Annotated in this window: 12 protein-coding genes and 1 riboswitch; of the genes, 8 read left to right on the top strand and 4 right to left on the bottom strand. The window is 66.4% G+C overall.

The window, feature by feature from the left end:
- The first annotated feature begins 83 nt into the window (after nucleotides 1-83).
- Nucleotides 84-1,418, top strand: a complete 1,335-nt coding sequence (locus CTA01S_RS05140; protein WP_019562128.1) for a sensor histidine kinase family protein — start codon at nucleotides 84-86, stop codon at nucleotides 1,416-1,418.
- Here CTA01S_RS05140 and ispF read toward each other — a convergent pair whose 3' ends face one another.
- Entirely contained in the window at nucleotides 1,419-1,898 is a 480-nt protein-coding gene (gene ispF / locus CTA01S_RS05145) for a 2-C-methyl-D-erythritol 2,4-cyclodiphosphate synthase (RefSeq protein ID WP_019562129.1), read from the bottom strand. It lies immediately after the preceding gene.
- Nucleotides 1,898-2,593 (bottom strand): 2-C-methyl-D-erythritol 4-phosphate cytidylyltransferase, encoded by a 696-nt coding sequence (gene ispD, locus CTA01S_RS05150; RefSeq protein WP_062192945.1) that lies wholly within the window; start codon nucleotides 2,591-2,593, stop codon nucleotides 1,898-1,900. Before ispD ends, ispF begins: the two co-directional genes overlap by 1 nt.
- Before the next feature lie 106 nt (nucleotides 2,594-2,699).
- Here ispD and mfd point away from each other — a divergent pair, with 106 nt between their 5' ends.
- Together mfd and serB are read left to right on the top strand one after the other, a co-directional pair.
- Entirely contained in the window at nucleotides 2,700-6,143 is a 3,444-nt protein-coding gene (gene mfd, locus CTA01S_RS05155) for a transcription-repair coupling factor (protein ID WP_062192948.1), read from the top strand.
- A 35-nt stretch (nucleotides 6,144-6,178) separates the two neighbouring features.
- A complete protein-coding gene (serB, locus tag CTA01S_RS05160) occupies nucleotides 6,179-6,880 on the top strand; it encodes a phosphoserine phosphatase SerB (protein ID WP_019562132.1) in 702 nt (233 codons plus the stop codon).
- Between the two features lie 45 nt (nucleotides 6,881-6,925).
- Here serB and rraA read toward each other — a convergent pair whose 3' ends face one another.
- On the bottom strand, nucleotides 6,926-7,423 hold the full coding sequence (gene rraA, locus CTA01S_RS05165) for a ribonuclease E activity regulator RraA (protein WP_019562133.1): 498 nt from the start codon (nucleotides 7,421-7,423) through the stop codon (nucleotides 6,926-6,928).
- Entirely contained in the window at nucleotides 7,420-7,893 is a 474-nt protein-coding gene (locus tag CTA01S_RS05170; RefSeq protein WP_019562134.1) for an Lrp/AsnC family transcriptional regulator, read from the bottom strand. Before CTA01S_RS05170 ends, rraA begins: the two co-directional genes overlap by 4 nt.
- A 136-nt stretch (nucleotides 7,894-8,029) precedes the next feature.
- On the opposite strand from CTA01S_RS05170, the gene CTA01S_RS05175 reads away from it, so the two are divergent.
- The 5 genes from CTA01S_RS05175 to cobO all read left to right on the top strand — a co-directional run bounded on the left by CTA01S_RS05175 (nucleotide 8,030) and on the right by cobO (nucleotide 13,570).
- The gene (locus CTA01S_RS05175) at nucleotides 8,030-8,935 is read left to right on the top strand and encodes an EamA family transporter (protein ID WP_157451302.1); all 906 of its coding nucleotides are present in this window, start codon (nucleotides 8,030-8,032) and stop codon (nucleotides 8,933-8,935) included.
- Nucleotides 8,936-8,953: 18 nt separating this feature from the next.
- Nucleotides 8,954-9,208: riboswitch (cobalamin riboswitch) on the top strand.
- Nucleotides 9,209-9,274: 66 nt separating this feature from the next.
- On the top strand, nucleotides 9,275-11,119 hold the full coding sequence (locus tag CTA01S_RS05180) for a TonB-dependent receptor domain-containing protein (RefSeq protein ID WP_232300994.1): 1,845 nt from the start codon (nucleotides 9,275-9,277) through the stop codon (nucleotides 11,117-11,119).
- Nucleotides 11,120-11,139: 20 nt separating this feature from the next.
- Nucleotides 11,140-12,144: a FecCD family ABC transporter permease gene (locus CTA01S_RS05185; protein WP_062192957.1), complete on the top strand. Its 1,005-nt coding sequence runs from the start codon at nucleotides 11,140-11,142 to the stop codon at nucleotides 12,142-12,144.
- A complete protein-coding gene (locus tag CTA01S_RS05190) occupies nucleotides 12,141-12,947 on the top strand; it encodes an ABC transporter ATP-binding protein (RefSeq protein WP_084362305.1) in 807 nt (268 codons plus the stop codon). Before CTA01S_RS05185 ends, CTA01S_RS05190 begins: the two co-directional genes overlap by 4 nt.
- Complete coding sequence (cobO, locus tag CTA01S_RS05195; RefSeq protein ID WP_019562236.1) at nucleotides 12,944-13,570, top strand: cob(I)yrinic acid a,c-diamide adenosyltransferase; 627 nt, start codon at nucleotides 12,944-12,946, stop codon at nucleotides 13,568-13,570. Before CTA01S_RS05190 ends, cobO begins: the two co-directional genes overlap by 4 nt.
- Nucleotide 13,571 lies beyond the last annotated feature (1 nt).

Here is a 13,571-nt window from a genome sequence, read left to right on the forward strand (position 1 = left end):
TCATGCATTCCTGAGACCGTCCCCGGCTGGCGGAGGGCATACTGCGGGGCGCGTGTGAATCCCAGCCCTGTCCGACGAGCCCGATGGTCCGCAAACGTGTCACCCTGAGCCTGTTCTGGCGCACTTTCATGATGCTAGGCGCCCTGCTGGGGTTTGGCATCGTCGCCTGGGTGCAAACCTTCCGGGCGCTGGAATTCGAGCCGCGGGCCGTGCAAGCGGCCCAGCAGCTGGCCAGCCTGGTGAACCTGTCGCGGGTGGCGCTGCGCTACACCGATAGCATCAACCGGGTGGCCTTGCTCAAGACCATCACGGAGCAAGAAGCCATCCGGGTCCAGCCGCGCGAAACCTCAGACGCCTATGTGCCCTTCGAGAGCGACCGCTTTACGCGACGCATCGCCGAGGAATTGCGCAGCCGTCTGGGTCCGACCACGGTGGTGGCTTCCAGTGTGAATGGACGCCCAGGACTTTGGATCGACTTCGCCATCGAGACCGACCGTTATTGGCTGCAAGCAGACCCGCAGCGCCTGCAGCCCGTCACCGGCAAGACCTGGTTCGTCTGGGTGGGCATCGCTTTGCTGGCCACGGTGATCGGCTCGGCCACGGTCGCGCGGCTCATCAACCAGCCGCTGCGCCAGCTGTCGTTTGCCGCCAGCCGCATCCGCGAAGGCGAGTACGAATCGCGCCTGGACGAAAACACCATGACCAGTGAGATCCGGGAGGTCAACAAGGGCTTCAACCGCATGGCACGCGAGTTGGCCAAAGTGGAAGAAGACCGCGCGGTGATGCTGGCCGGCATCTCGCACGACCTGCGCACGCCGCTGGCGCGGTTGCGCCTGGAAGTGGAGATGAGCGTCCAAGACGAAGAAGCCCGTCGCTACATGGCCGCCGACATCGACCAGCTCGACGCCATCATCGACAAATTCATGGACTATGCGCGCCCGGGCGAGGTCAAGCTCGTGCCGGTGCACTTGTCTGGGGTGATCGACCGAGCCGCGGCCGCCTTCCGCGACACCAGTCAGATCCGTATCGAATCACGGGTGGCCATCGACACCATGGTGCTGGCCGACGAAACCGAGTTGGGGCGGGTGATCGCCAACCTGTTCGAGAACGCGCGACGCTATGGTCGCAGCAGCGACACCGGCATCGCCTTCGTGCAGGTGACATACGCCCGCACCGGCCCCTGGGTCATCATCAGCGTGCGCGACCACGGCCCGGGCGTCTCGCCCGAGAAATTGTCGCAACTGACCACCCCGTTTTTTCGTGGCGATGCGGCACGCACGGCCGCCACCGGTGCCGGACTGGGGCTGGCCATCGTCGAGAAGACCATTTTGCGCATGGGCGGCACCTTCGAGCTGAGCAATGCCACGCCGCCCGACACCGGGCTCATCGCCCGCATCCGGCTGCGCAAAGCCCCTTGATCAAGCCCGCCGCAGCAGGCACACCGCGCGCGCCTCGATCGATTCCTGCCGCCCCACCGGTCCGAGCTTCTCGGCCGTCTTGGCTTTCACGTTGACCTGTTGCACCGAACAGCCCAACACGGCGGCGATGCGTTGGCACATGGCCGGGATGTGCGGCGCCATCTTGGGGGCCTGGGCGACGATGGTGGCATCGAGATTGACCAACTCATAGCCGTGCTCGCGCACCCGGCGCATCGCCTCGGCCAGGAGCACCGCGGAATCGGCACCACGGAAGCGCTCGTCGGTGTCCGGAAAGTGCCGGCCGATGTCGCCCAGCGCCGCTGCGCCCAGCAAGGCGTCGGTGATGGCATGCAGCAAGGCATCGGCATCCGAATGCCCTTGCAGTCCGAGATGGTGTGGGATCTCCACCCCCCCCAGAATGAGCTTGCGCCCCGGCACCAAGGCATGCGTGTCCCAACCTTCTCCGATGCGCCAGTCCATCAACGTGTCCTCAACAGTCGTTCGGCCAGGACGAAGTCCTGCGGATAGGTGATTTTGAAGTTTTCCAGCGCGCCAGGCACGAGCTTGGGCCAATGGCCCAAGGCTTCGACGGCGCTGGCCTCGTCGGTGACGGCCTCGCCGGCATGCGCCAACGCCGCCTGCAGCAAACCCAAGCGGAACATCTGTGGCGTCTGGGCTTGCCACTTTGCATGGCGGTCCAGGGTACTCACACAACGGCCATCACGTGCTTCCTTGAGCGTGTCGGCCACCGGCAAGGCCAGCAGCCCCCCGACTTCGTCCTGATCGCATGCATCGATCAGCGCTTCGACCCACTCGGGCCGCAGCAAGCAGCGGGCCGCATCATGGACCAGCACCCAGTCGTGCGGCTGGACGCCGCGCTCGCGCAGCACCGCCAAACCGGCCGCCACCGAGGCCGCACGGCTGGGCCCGCCCACGCGCGCCACCCAGCCGGCGTAGTGGGGCACGGCGTGCTCGAAGCGCGCATCATCGGGCGCCAGCACCACCAAAGTGCCCGCCAGCCTCGGCACGGCGGCCAGCGCCGCCAGCGTATGCGCCACGACCGCGCGCCCGGCCAGCAGCTCGTACTGCTTGGGGCCGGCCGCCCCGGCTCGCACCCCCACCCCTGCGCAGGGAACCAGCGCATAACAACGGGGAGCCTCGAACGAGATCTGCATGAGGCAGCAGCAGTCTAAAGGGATGCGGATTCTATAATCTGGCCGCTCTTTCGCCCCGGGGGAGCGCCCTTTCGGGGCGATTTGCTTTTGCCAGGCCGCCCCGTCCATGCAGATCCCGTCCCTGACTCCCGGCAAGCGCTACACCCTGCCCCGCCCTCCGGGCTCGGCCGATGCCCTGCTGCTGGCGCATTTCGCGCGTGCGCAAAGCCAGGCGGGTCGTCTGGCCGTCATCATCACGGCCGAGCCTGCCGATGCCCAACGGCTGCATGACGAGCTGGCCTTCTTCGACCCGGCTTTGCGCTGTGCGGTGTTTCCCGACTGGGAAACCCTGCCCTACGACACCTTCTCGCCCCATCAGGACCTCATCTCCGAACGCCTGGCCACGCTGTGGCGGGTGCTGCGCAAAGAGGTGGACGTGGTGCTGCTGCCAGCCACCACGGCGCTGGTGCGCCTGGCGCCGCCGTCGTTCTTGGCGGCCTACACCTTTCATTTCAAACAAAAAGAGAAGCTCGACGAAGCCGCGTTGAAGGCCCAGCTCACTTTGGCCGGCTACACGCATGTGAGCCAAGTGGTGTCGCCGGGCGAATACGCCGTGCGCGGCGGGCTGATCGACCTGTTCCCGATGGGCTCGCCGGTGCCTTATCGCGTCGACCTCTTTGGCGACGAGGTCGATTCCATCCGCACCTTCGACCCCGACAGTCAGCGCAGCCTCTACCCCGTGCCCGAGGTACGCCTGCTGCCCGGGCGCGAGTTTCCGATGGACGAAGACGCCCGTGCGAAGTTCCGCGCCCGCTGGCGCGAGCGCATCGAGGGCGACCCGAGCAAGGCGCGGATCTACAAAGACATCGGCCTTGGCATTGCCACCGCCGGCATCGAGTACTACCTGCCGCTGTTCTTCGATGAGACGGCCACGATCTTTCAGTACATCGGCGAGACGGCGGTATTGGGTTTGCACGGAGAGATCGACGAAGCCCTCAAACGTTTTTGGGCCGACACCCGGGAGCGTTATCGCTTCTTGCAGCACGATCCCGAGCGTCCCTTGCTGCCGCCCGAAGACCTCTTTCTTCGGCCCGAAGACTTTTTCAGCCTCGCCAATGCGCATGCCCAGCTCGCATTGCGCGGTCAGGGCGAGGTGGACTGGGCTCGCCCCTTGCCCGACCTTTCGGCCGAACGGGGCACGCCACAGCCGCTGAAGCGGCTCCAGACACATGTGAACTCCACCGCGCACCGGGTGCTCATCGTGGCCGAGTCGCCCGGTCGCCGCGAAAGCCTGCTGGAACTGCTGCGAGACAACCAGATCGAGCCGCCCACCGTCGACACACTGGCGGACTTCGAGGCGGAGGACACCCATTTCGCGATCACCGTGGCGCCATTGGCCGCCGGCTTTCACTGGCAGCGGCCCGAGCCTGCGCCAGCCATCCAGTTCATCACCGAGACCGAACTCTTCGCCACGGCGCCCACCACGCGCCGCCGACGCAAGCAAGAGCAAGTCAGCAATGTCGATGCGCTGATCAAAGACTTGTCCGAGCTCAAAGTCGGCGATCCGGTCGTGCACGCCAACCACGGCATCGGGCGCTATCAGGGTTTGCTGAACATCGACTTGGGCGACGGTCCGAGTGAGTTCTTGCACTTGGAGTATGCCGACAAGGCCACGCTGTATGTGCCCGTGGCGCAGTTGCATTTGATCAGTCGCTACACCGGCGTGAGCGCCGAGGAGGCGCCGCTGCACCGTTTGGGCTCGGGCCAGTGGGAAAAAGCCAAACGCAAAGCTGCCGAGCAGGTGCGCGACACCGCAGCCGAGTTGCTGAACCTCTACGCTCGCCGTGCCGCGCGCCAAGGGCATGCCTTCCGTTTTTCGGCGCACGATTACGAAGCCTTTGCCGCGAGCTTCGGTTTCGAAGAAACACCGGATCAGCGTGCAGCCATCCATGCGGTGATCCAGGACATGATCAGCCCGCGCCCGATGGACCGGCTGGTATGTGGCGACGTGGGCTTTGGCAAAACCGAGGTGGCCCTGCGCGCGGCTTTCGTGGCCGTCACCGGCGGCAAACAGGTGGCTTTGCTGGCGCCCACCACCTTGCTGGCCGAACAGCACTACCAAACGCTGTGCGACCGGTTTGCGCAGTGGCCCGTGAAAATCGCCGAGCTTTCCCGCTTTCGCACGGGCAAGGAAGTGCGCCAAGCGCTCGACGGCCTGGCCGACGGCACGGTGGACATCGTCGTGGGCACGCACAAGCTGCTGTCGCCCGATGTGAAGTTCGCTCGCCTGGGCCTGCTCATCATCGATGAGGAGCACCGCTTCGGCGTGCGCCACAAGGAAGCCATCAAAGCCATGCGCGCCGAGGTCGATGTGCTCACCCTCACTGCCACGCCCATCCCGCGCACGCTGGGCATGGCGCTGGAGGGGCTGCGCGATTTGTCGGTGATCGCCACCGCGCCGCAGCGCCGCCTGGCGATCAAAACCTTCGTGCGCAACGAAAACAATGGCGTGATCCGCGAGGCCGTGCTGCGCGAGCTCAAGCGGGGCGGGCAGGTCTATTTCCTGCACAACGAAGTCGAGACCATCCAAAACCGGCGCGAGAAACTGGCCGAGCTGCTGCCCGAGGCCCGTATCGCCGTGGCCCACGGCCAGATGCACGAGCGCGAGCTGGAGCGCGTGATGCGCGACTTCGTGGCCCAGCGCTACAACGTGCTGCTGTGCTCGACCATCATCGAAACCGGCATCGACGTGCCCACGGCCAACACCATCATCATCAGCCGGGCCGACAAATTCGGTTTGGCTCAGTTGCACCAGCTGCGGGGCCGGGTGGGCCGCTCCCACCATCAATCCTATGCCTACTTGCTGGTGCCCGATGTGGAAGGGCTCACGAAGCAGGCCGCGCAACGCCTGGAAGCCATCCAGAGCATGGAAGAACTGGGCTCGGGCTTTTATCTCGCCATGCACGACTTGGAAATCCGCGGAGCAGGCGAAGTGCTCGGCGACAGCCAAAGCGGCAACATGCAGGAGGTGGGCTTCCAGCTGTACAACGAGATGCTGGCGCAGGCCGTGCGCGACCTCAAGGCTGGCCGCGAGCCCGATTTGCTGTCGCCGCTGAACGTCACCACCGAAATCAACCTCCACGCCCCGGCCCTGTTGCCCGACAGCTACTGCGGTGACGTGCACGTGCGCCTGAACCTCTACAAACGCCTGGCCACTGCCGAGCGATTCGAACACATCGACGCCTTGCTCGAAGAAATCACCGACCGCTTCGGCAAGCTGCCCCCGCAGGGCCAGACGCTGTTCGACGTGCACCGGCTGCGGGTGCTGGCCAAGCCGTATGGCGTGCTCAAGATCGATGCGGCGCCTACCGCAATGAGCATCACCTTCCGCCCCAACCCCCCCATCGATGCGATGCGCATCATCGAGCTGGTGCAGAAAAACCGCCACATCAAACTGGCCGGCAACGACAAGCTGCGCATCGACAAGGCCTTGCCCGACCCGAAAGACCGCGCCCAGTTCATCCGCGATGTGCTGCGTTCGCTGGGCACGCCGGTGGCCACGGCGGCTTGAACACCTTGTGAATTTCCGTGCCCCCTTCAACTGACATGACACCCCCCACCGAATACGCCCCCGGGCTCGTCATCCGTGGATTCACCCCCCCGCTGCGCCTGGCCGACTACAAGGCCATCGCCTTCGACATGGATTCCACGCTGATCAATATCGAGTGCATCGACGAGATCGCCGATGCCGTCGGCAAAAAGGCCGAAGTGGCTGCCATCACCGAAGCGTCGATGCGCGGTGAGATCACCGACTTCAAGGACAGCCTGCGCCGACGTGTGGCCTTGCTGCAAGGCGTGCCCGAAGGCGCACTGAGGGAGATCTACACCCAACGCTTGAGACTCAACCCTGGGGCTGCGGAATTGGTCGATGCCTGCCGCGCCGCGGGGCTGCGCACGCTGCTGGTCTCGGGGGGCTTCACCTTTTTCGCCGAGCGCGTACGCGAACGGCTGGGAATCGACCACGCGCGAGCCAATGTGCTCGACATCCACGACGGCCGGCTCACCGGACGTGTGCTGGGCGACATCGTGGACGGCGAAGAAAAGAAACGCCAGCTGCTGGCGCTGTGCGAGCGCCTGGGCTGCCCGCCGTCGCAAGCCATCGCCGTGGGCGACGGCGCCAACGACCTGCCGATGATGGCCGCCGCTGGCCTGAGCGTGGCCTATCACGCCAAGCCCAAGGTGCGCGAGCAGGCGATGGTGGCCATCGATGAAGGCGGCCTGGACCGCTTGTTGGAGGTGCTGCGCTGACGCGCAAAGCCGGCCCCAGTGCGGCCACGCCGACGCCCCCTGGGCTCAGGCGCGCGCCGGCATCACGACGATGCCGTCTTCGTCGGCAAACAGCCAGTCCCCGGGGCGCACCCACACCCCGTGAATGAGCACTGGCACGTCACGCAAGCCCTGCCCGCGACGTTCGGTGGGCATGGGATGCAGGGCCAACGCACGAATGCCCACTGCACAGGCGCGCAGTTCGGCGGCATCGCGCACGCAGCCATGGACCACCACCCCGGCCCAGCCATTTTTTGCCGCAGCCGCAGCGATGTTGCCCCCCACCAAGGCACGCGCCAGCGAGCCGCCACCATCGACCACCAGCACCTGGCCCTGGCCTGGGCCTTCCAACAGCGCCTTCACTTCGGTGTTGTCCTCGTAGCACTTCACCGTGCGCACCGCACCGGCAAAACGCGGCTTGCCGCCGTAGTCGTGAAAGACCGGGGGCAACACCCGAAACGCGCCGCTGGCATCGCCCTTGTGCTCGTCACACAGATCACAGGTGGAAAAAGACTCGAAGTTCATGCGTTGTCAACCTTTTGGATCGGGGGTTTCACATCCTCGGGCCGGGCCGGCAGCACCGGTTGATGCTCGCGGGCGGCATTCAGGATGATGGAAGTGGAAGTTTCCGTCAGCAGGCAAAACTTCGTCACCACCGCATCGAGGTGCGCGACATCGATCACGGCGATCTCGAGGATCCAGCTGTCTTCACCGGTGACGTTGTAGGCGTTGATCACCTCGGGCGTCTGCTGGATGAGCTTGACCACCCGCGCATACTCGGCGCGCCCCACGCGCACGATCGCGCGAATGCCGTAGCCAAGCTTGGCCAAATTCACCTGCGCACGGTAGCCGGTGATGATGCCGGCGGCTTCCAGCTTGCGCACCCGCTCGGTCACTGCCGGCTGGCTCAGGTGCACGCGCCGGCCCAGCTCGGCCATCGATAAACGGGCATCGGCCTGCAGTTCGGCAAGAATGCGGGTGTCGTAGTGATCCATGTCGATCTTCAAAGAAGAAGGCCTAGTTTTCCTTTGAGATTCAAGGTTATCCGACCTCATCTTCGTTGAATCCGTCTTCAATGGCGCCTCTGACTTTTCTAGCATAGCGGCTCCGCATTCGATAACGACGCCCGCCATGACTTCTGCCGCCACCTCGCTGCCCTCCCCGCCGGCGCTCAGCCCGCTGGTGATGCTGTGCCTGGCCGCCACGTGGCTGGTCTGGGGTTCCACCTACCTGGCCATCAAGTATGCGTTGATCAGCTTCCCGCCCTTTTTTCAGATGGGCACGCGCTTCGTGCTGGCCGGCGTGGTGCTGGCCGCCTGGATGCGCTGGCGCGGCGCGGCCTGGCCCAACCTGCAGCAATGGCGCAATGCCTTGGTGGTGGGCACCCTGATGCTGGGCGGGGGCATGGGGGGCACGGCCTATGCCGAGCAAACGGTGGGCTCGGGCCTGGTGGTGGCCTTCATCGCCGTGGTGCCGCTGATGATCGCGGCCCTCAACCTGCTGTGGCGTGTGGTGCCCGGCCGCATGGAGCTGGCTGGCATCGCCGTGGGCCTGAGCGGTGTGCTGATGCTCACCCAGGGTGCGGGCTTCCAAGCTTCGCCCGCTGGGCTGGCGGCCATCGCCATTGCTTGCCTGACCTGGTCGCTGGGCAGTGTGCTCAGCCAGCGCAGCCTACCGCTGGCTGCAGGCGCGATGGGCTTTGCCAGCGAAATGATCTGTGGCGGCATGGTGCTGATGGCGCTGGCCTGGGCCAGCGGTGAGTCGCCCACCTGGCCGCCCGCGCCACTGGCCGTGGGGGCATGGCTGTATCTCGTGGTGTTCGGCTCGCTGATCGCTTTCAACGCCTACATGCACCTGCTGGCACACACGAGTGCGGCGTTGGCCTCGAGCTATACCTTCGTCAACCCGGTGATCGCGATGGTGCTGGGCGTGGCTGTCGGCGGCGAGCACATCACCGGAACCGAATGGCTGGCCGCCGGCATCGTGTTGTGCGGCGTGGTGTTGATGCTGCGGGGAGTGAGCACGCAACGCCGCTGAAACGCGCTGGGGCAGCGTATTACAATTTGTGATGTTGGTGCTCGCCCAGGCGATTCCGCCAGGCAGTTAAACGGGAAGCAGGGAGCACCGTCGGCCTCGCCGACGAGCCAACCTGCGCTGCCCCCGCAACGGTAAGCAGACGAAGGGACTTTCACCACTGACCGCCCTTCAGCTTCGGCATTGGACCACTGGCTTGGCCTTTTCGGGCCGCGCTGGGAAGGTGGCCGGAGTCGTTCTGCCAGCCCGGATACCGGCCAACAGGGGGGCGCGTTCGCGCGCTCGGTGGGTTTTGGCCTGCGGGGAAGCGGGCCGAAACGGTCTTCTCAATGTCCGTCATCGATGAACTCGTCTGTTCGTGCCCGTCGCGCTGCGCGATGGTTGTCCCTGCCCCTGGGGTGTGCTTTGTTGCCATGCGCGGCCGCCGCGCAAACGTTGTTGGCCTCGTCTGCGACGCTCGACACGGTGGTGGTCACGGCCACCCGTGTCGAGCAAAAGCTCGAGGATGTGGTGGCCGACGTGTCCGTGATCGAGCGTGACACCATCGAACGCAGCGGCGCCACGACGGTCGCCGACTTGCTGACGCGGCTGCCCGGCGTCGAGTTCGTTCGCAATGGCGGGCCCACGGCCAACACCAGCGTGTTCGTGCGCGGCGCCGACAACCGCCACACCGCCGTGTTCATCGACGGGGTGCGCGTGGACTCGCAAAGCACCGGCGGAGCCAACTGGAATGCCCTGCCGGTGGCTCAGATCGACCGCATCGAAATTCTGCGCGGGCCAGCGGCGGCCATCTACGGCTCGGATGCCATCGCCGGCGTGGTGCAGATCTTCACCCGCCAAGGAACAGGCCCCTTCACGCCCAGCATCGGCCTGGGGCTTGGCAGCCACCGCACCCGCAAGGCCGATGCGGGCTTTCACGGCAAATCGGGCGCGGTGGACTACGCCTTGAGCGTCGGGCACGAAACCAGCGACGGCTTCGATGCCCGGCCCGGCGTTGGATTCGCCGATCGTGACGGATATCGCAGCACCTCGGCCTCCGGCCGCCTGGGCTGGACGCTGAATCAGGCCCACCGGCTGGAAGCCACCGCGTTGTTCAGCGATGTCAACACCCAGTACGACGGCTTTGCCAGCACCGCCGACGACCGAGCCCTCAATGAAGTGCATACCCTCGGGGTGAGCTGGCATGCCCGCTGGAGCGACACCTACCGCATGCGGCTGAGTGCCAACCGCGGACGCGACCAGTACGAAACCCGGCCCTCCCCCTATCTCACCGACACCAAGGTGGATGGCTATCTCTGGCACCATGAGCTGCAATTCGGTGCCCATCGTTTCACCGCCGCGTTGGAGCGTCGGGTGGACCGCCTGGACAACTCCGGACCTCCGGCGATCGACGCCTCGCGCTCTCAAAACGCCTTGGCGCTCGGTTATGGATGGACCGACCGCACGCACACCGTGCAGCTCAATGTCCGCCACGACGACGACAGCGAATTCGGCGGCAAGACCACGGGAGCAGCGGCCTATGCATACGCCTTCGCACCGGGCTGGCGCGTGACAGGGTCGGCCGGCACGGCCTTTCGCGCACCGACGCTGTATCAACGCTTCAGCCAATACGGCGTGGCCGACTTGAAGCCCGAATCCTCGCGCAACATCGAAGCCGGCCTGCGCTATGCCCAGGGGGCGACGCAGTTCGGCCTGGTGGTGTTCCGCAACGAAGTGACCGACCTCATCAACTTCGGAGCGGCCGGCCCCTGCGCCAGCACTTTCGGCTGCTATGAAAACGCCGGCAAGGCGATCCTCGAAGGGGTGACCCTCTCGGGCGAGCATCGTCTGGGCGGGGTGAACCTGTGGGGGTCCGTCGATGTTCAAAACCCGCGCAATGCCGACACCGACCGCATCCTCGCCCGGCGGGCTCGACGCCATGCCCAGCTGGGGGCCGACACCATGCTTGGCGGCTGGACGGTCGGCGCCGATCTGAAGCTGGTCGGCGAGCGCTTCGACAACGCCAGCAACACCGTGCGCCTGGGCGGCTACGGGCTGGTGAACCTGCACGCCAGCCGCACCCTGGCGCGAGACTGGACCGTGCTGGCCCGCGTGGACAATCTCGCTGACAAGGACTACGAAGTCGCGCGGACCTATGCCACCGGCGGCCGCATGGTGTTCGTCGGCTTGCGTTGGTCGCCGCGCTGAACGCCGCGACTCGACAGCCGATGCGCACCCCCCGCTCGCTGCCTGTGGTTTACGTGGCGCTGTTGGGCGCAGTGGCTCTTGCCTTGGTGATCGCGTTGGGCATGGGCAGCCAACGGTTGGACGCAGCCCAGGTGTGGGCAGCGCTGGCGGGGCAGCGGGACCACATCGGCGCCGACATCGTCCTGGGCCTGCGGCTGCCGCGCGCGCTTGCCGCTTTGGCTTGCGGCGCCCTGCTGGCCTTGGCAGGCGCGCTGCTGCAAACCCTGTTGCGCAACCCGCTGGCCGACCCTTACGTGTTGGGCATCTCCAGCGGGGCTTCGGTGGGGGCGCTGCTGGCGCTGTGGGCGGGCGCCGCCTGGGGCTGGGTGAACCTGGGCGCCGCCGCCGGGGCCTTGACGGCCACCGCACTGGTGTTCCTGCTGGGTGCGCGGGCCTTTCGCCGGCAGGCCGACAGCGCTCGCGCCGGCGCGCAGCTGCTGCTGGTGGGCGTGATCGTTGGCGCGGGGTTTGGCGCCATCGTGGCCTTCATTCTGTCCGTGGCGCCGGAAGCCCAGCTGCGCGGCATGATTTTCTGGCTGCTGGGCGATCTGAATGGCGCCGACCGCTGGCACTTGCCGCTGGCTGGAGCGGCCATGCTGCTTGCCCTGAGCCTGCTGCTGGCGCGCGACCTGAACCTTCTGCTGCTGGGCGATGGCCCGGCTCAGGCGCTGGGGGTGAACGTGCGCCGCCTGCGGCTGTGCGTGGTGCTGCTGGCCTCGGTGGCCGCCGGGCTGGCCATCACCGTGGCAGGCAGCATCGGCTTCGTAGGTTTGGTGGTGCCGCACGCGCTGCGTTTGCTCCTCGGCAATGACCAGCGCATCCTCCTGCCGGCCTGCGCCCTAGCTGGTGGTGCCTTCTTGGTCCTGGCCGACACCCTGGCGCGCACCGTGTTGGCTCCCCTGCAACTGCCCGTGGGCGTGCTCACAGCCTTCATCGGCGTGCCCAGCTTTCTGTGGCTGCTGCTGCGCCATGGGAGAGGCGGATGACTGCGGCACTGCTGTGCACCCGGCAGCTCAGCGTGCGTGCGGGCCGGCGCATCCTCGTCAAGGATCTCGACCTGCGTGTGCAACGCGGCCAACGGTGGGTCTTGCTGGGGCCCAATGGCTGCGGCAAGACCACGCTGCTGCGCACCCTGGCCGGTTTGCTGGACCCGGCAGGCGGCGAGGTGTCCATCGACGGTCGGCCCCTGCCCCGCATCCCCACCCGCACCCTGGCCCGCCTGCGCGCCTGGTGCCCGCAACACCATCACGACGTGTTTGCACTGACCGCGCTGGACGTGGTGCTGGCCGGCCGCCAGCCTTACGCCGGGCGCTTTGGCTGGCTGGCGCCCGTGGATGAGCGCATCGCCCGAGAACAGCTGGCCGCACTGGACGCGGCGCACCTGGCCGAGCAAGACGTGCGCAGCCTCTCCGGTGGTGAACGCCAGCGGGTGGCCATCGCGGCGGCACTGGCCCAGGCCACCCCATTGGTGCTGCTGGACGAACCGATGGCCCATCTCGATGTGCCGCATCAGTTGGCCGTCTGTCACCTGTTGGCTGGCTTGGCCGACCGCGCGGTATTGATGTCTTTGCACGACGTCAACCTGGCCCAGCGCTGCTGCACCCACGCCCTGCTCTTCCTGCCGCCCGGCGCCGACGGGCTGCCCCGCCTGCTGGCCGGGCCGCTGGCCGAAGTGCTCACCGAAGCCCACCTGAGCCAAGCCTACGGTTGCCCCATGCGCGCGCTGCACATGGGCGGCCTGCGACACTTCCTGCCGGCCACCGATGCCGTTTGCGAGAGACCCTCATGAGCGACCCGAACACCGACGACGATGCCGGCTTGAATGAACGCCACCGCCAGCGCATGCAGCGCAAGAAAGCCGTGGTCGATGCCAAGATCGCAGCGGCGCAACAAGAAGGCGGCGTGGTCCTCGTGCTCACCGGCAATGGCAAAGGCAAGAGCTCCAGCGCCTTTGGCATGGTGACCCGCGCCCTGGGTCATGGCATGAAAGTGGGCGTGGTGCAATTCATCAAGGGCGCCATGCCCAGTGGCGAGGAGCTCTTTTTCCGCCGATTTCCGGAGGCGGTGCGCTTCCATGTCATGGGCGAGGGTTACACCTGGAACACGCAAGACCGCGCGCGCGACGTGGCCAAGGCCCAAGCCGCCTGGGCGCTGGCGCGCGAGATGCTGACCGACCCATCGCTGGGGCTGGTGGTGCTCGACGAAATCAATATCGCGTTGAAATACCGCTATGTGGACGTGCAAGACGTGCTCACCGCGCTCGCACAACGCCCCGCGGCCCAACACGTGGTGCTCACCGGCCGCGCAGCGCCGCCCGAGTTGATCGAGGCGGCCCACACGGTCACCGAGATGGGCCTGCGCAAGCACGCCTTCGAACAAGGCTTTCGCGCGCAACCAGGCATCGAATGGTGAG

This window comes from Caldimonas taiwanensis NBRC 104434 (assembly GCF_001592165.1).
Taxonomy (GTDB): Bacteria; Pseudomonadota; Gammaproteobacteria; order Burkholderiales; family Burkholderiaceae_C; genus Caldimonas; species Caldimonas manganoxidans.

Excerpts from the sequence above, each read along its gene's own strand:
- ispF (WP_019562129.1), bottom strand. The coding sequence starts at position 1,898 with ATGGACTGGCGCATCGGAGAAGGTTGGGACACGCATGCCTTGGTGCCG.
- cobO (WP_019562236.1), top strand. The coding sequence starts at position 12,944 with ATGAGCGACCCGAACACCGACGACGATGCCGGCTTGAATGAACGCCAC.
- serB (WP_019562132.1), top strand. The coding sequence starts at position 6,179 with ATGACACCCCCCACCGAATACGCCCCCGGGCTCGTCATCCGTGGATTC.
- CTA01S_RS05140 (WP_019562128.1), top strand. The coding sequence starts at position 84 with ATGGTCCGCAAACGTGTCACCCTGAGCCTGTTCTGGCGCACTTTCATG.
- CTA01S_RS05185 (WP_062192957.1), top strand. The coding sequence starts at position 11,140 with ATGCGCACCCCCCGCTCGCTGCCTGTGGTTTACGTGGCGCTGTTGGGC.
- CTA01S_RS05180 (WP_232300994.1), top strand. The coding sequence starts at position 9,275 with ATGAACTCGTCTGTTCGTGCCCGTCGCGCTGCGCGATGGTTGTCCCTG.
- ispD (WP_062192945.1), bottom strand. The coding sequence starts at position 2,593 with ATGCAGATCTCGTTCGAGGCTCCCCGTTGTTATGCGCTGGTTCCCTGC.
- mfd (WP_062192948.1), top strand. The coding sequence starts at position 2,700 with ATGCAGATCCCGTCCCTGACTCCCGGCAAGCGCTACACCCTGCCCCGC.
- CTA01S_RS05170 (WP_019562134.1), bottom strand. The coding sequence starts at position 7,893 with ATGGATCACTACGACACCCGCATTCTTGCCGAACTGCAGGCCGATGCC.
- CTA01S_RS05175 (WP_157451302.1), top strand. The coding sequence starts at position 8,030 with ATGACTTCTGCCGCCACCTCGCTGCCCTCCCCGCCGGCGCTCAGCCCG.
- CTA01S_RS05190 (WP_084362305.1), top strand. The coding sequence starts at position 12,141 with ATGACTGCGGCACTGCTGTGCACCCGGCAGCTCAGCGTGCGTGCGGGC.
- rraA (WP_019562133.1), bottom strand. The coding sequence starts at position 7,423 with ATGAACTTCGAGTCTTTTTCCACCTGTGATCTGTGTGACGAGCACAAG.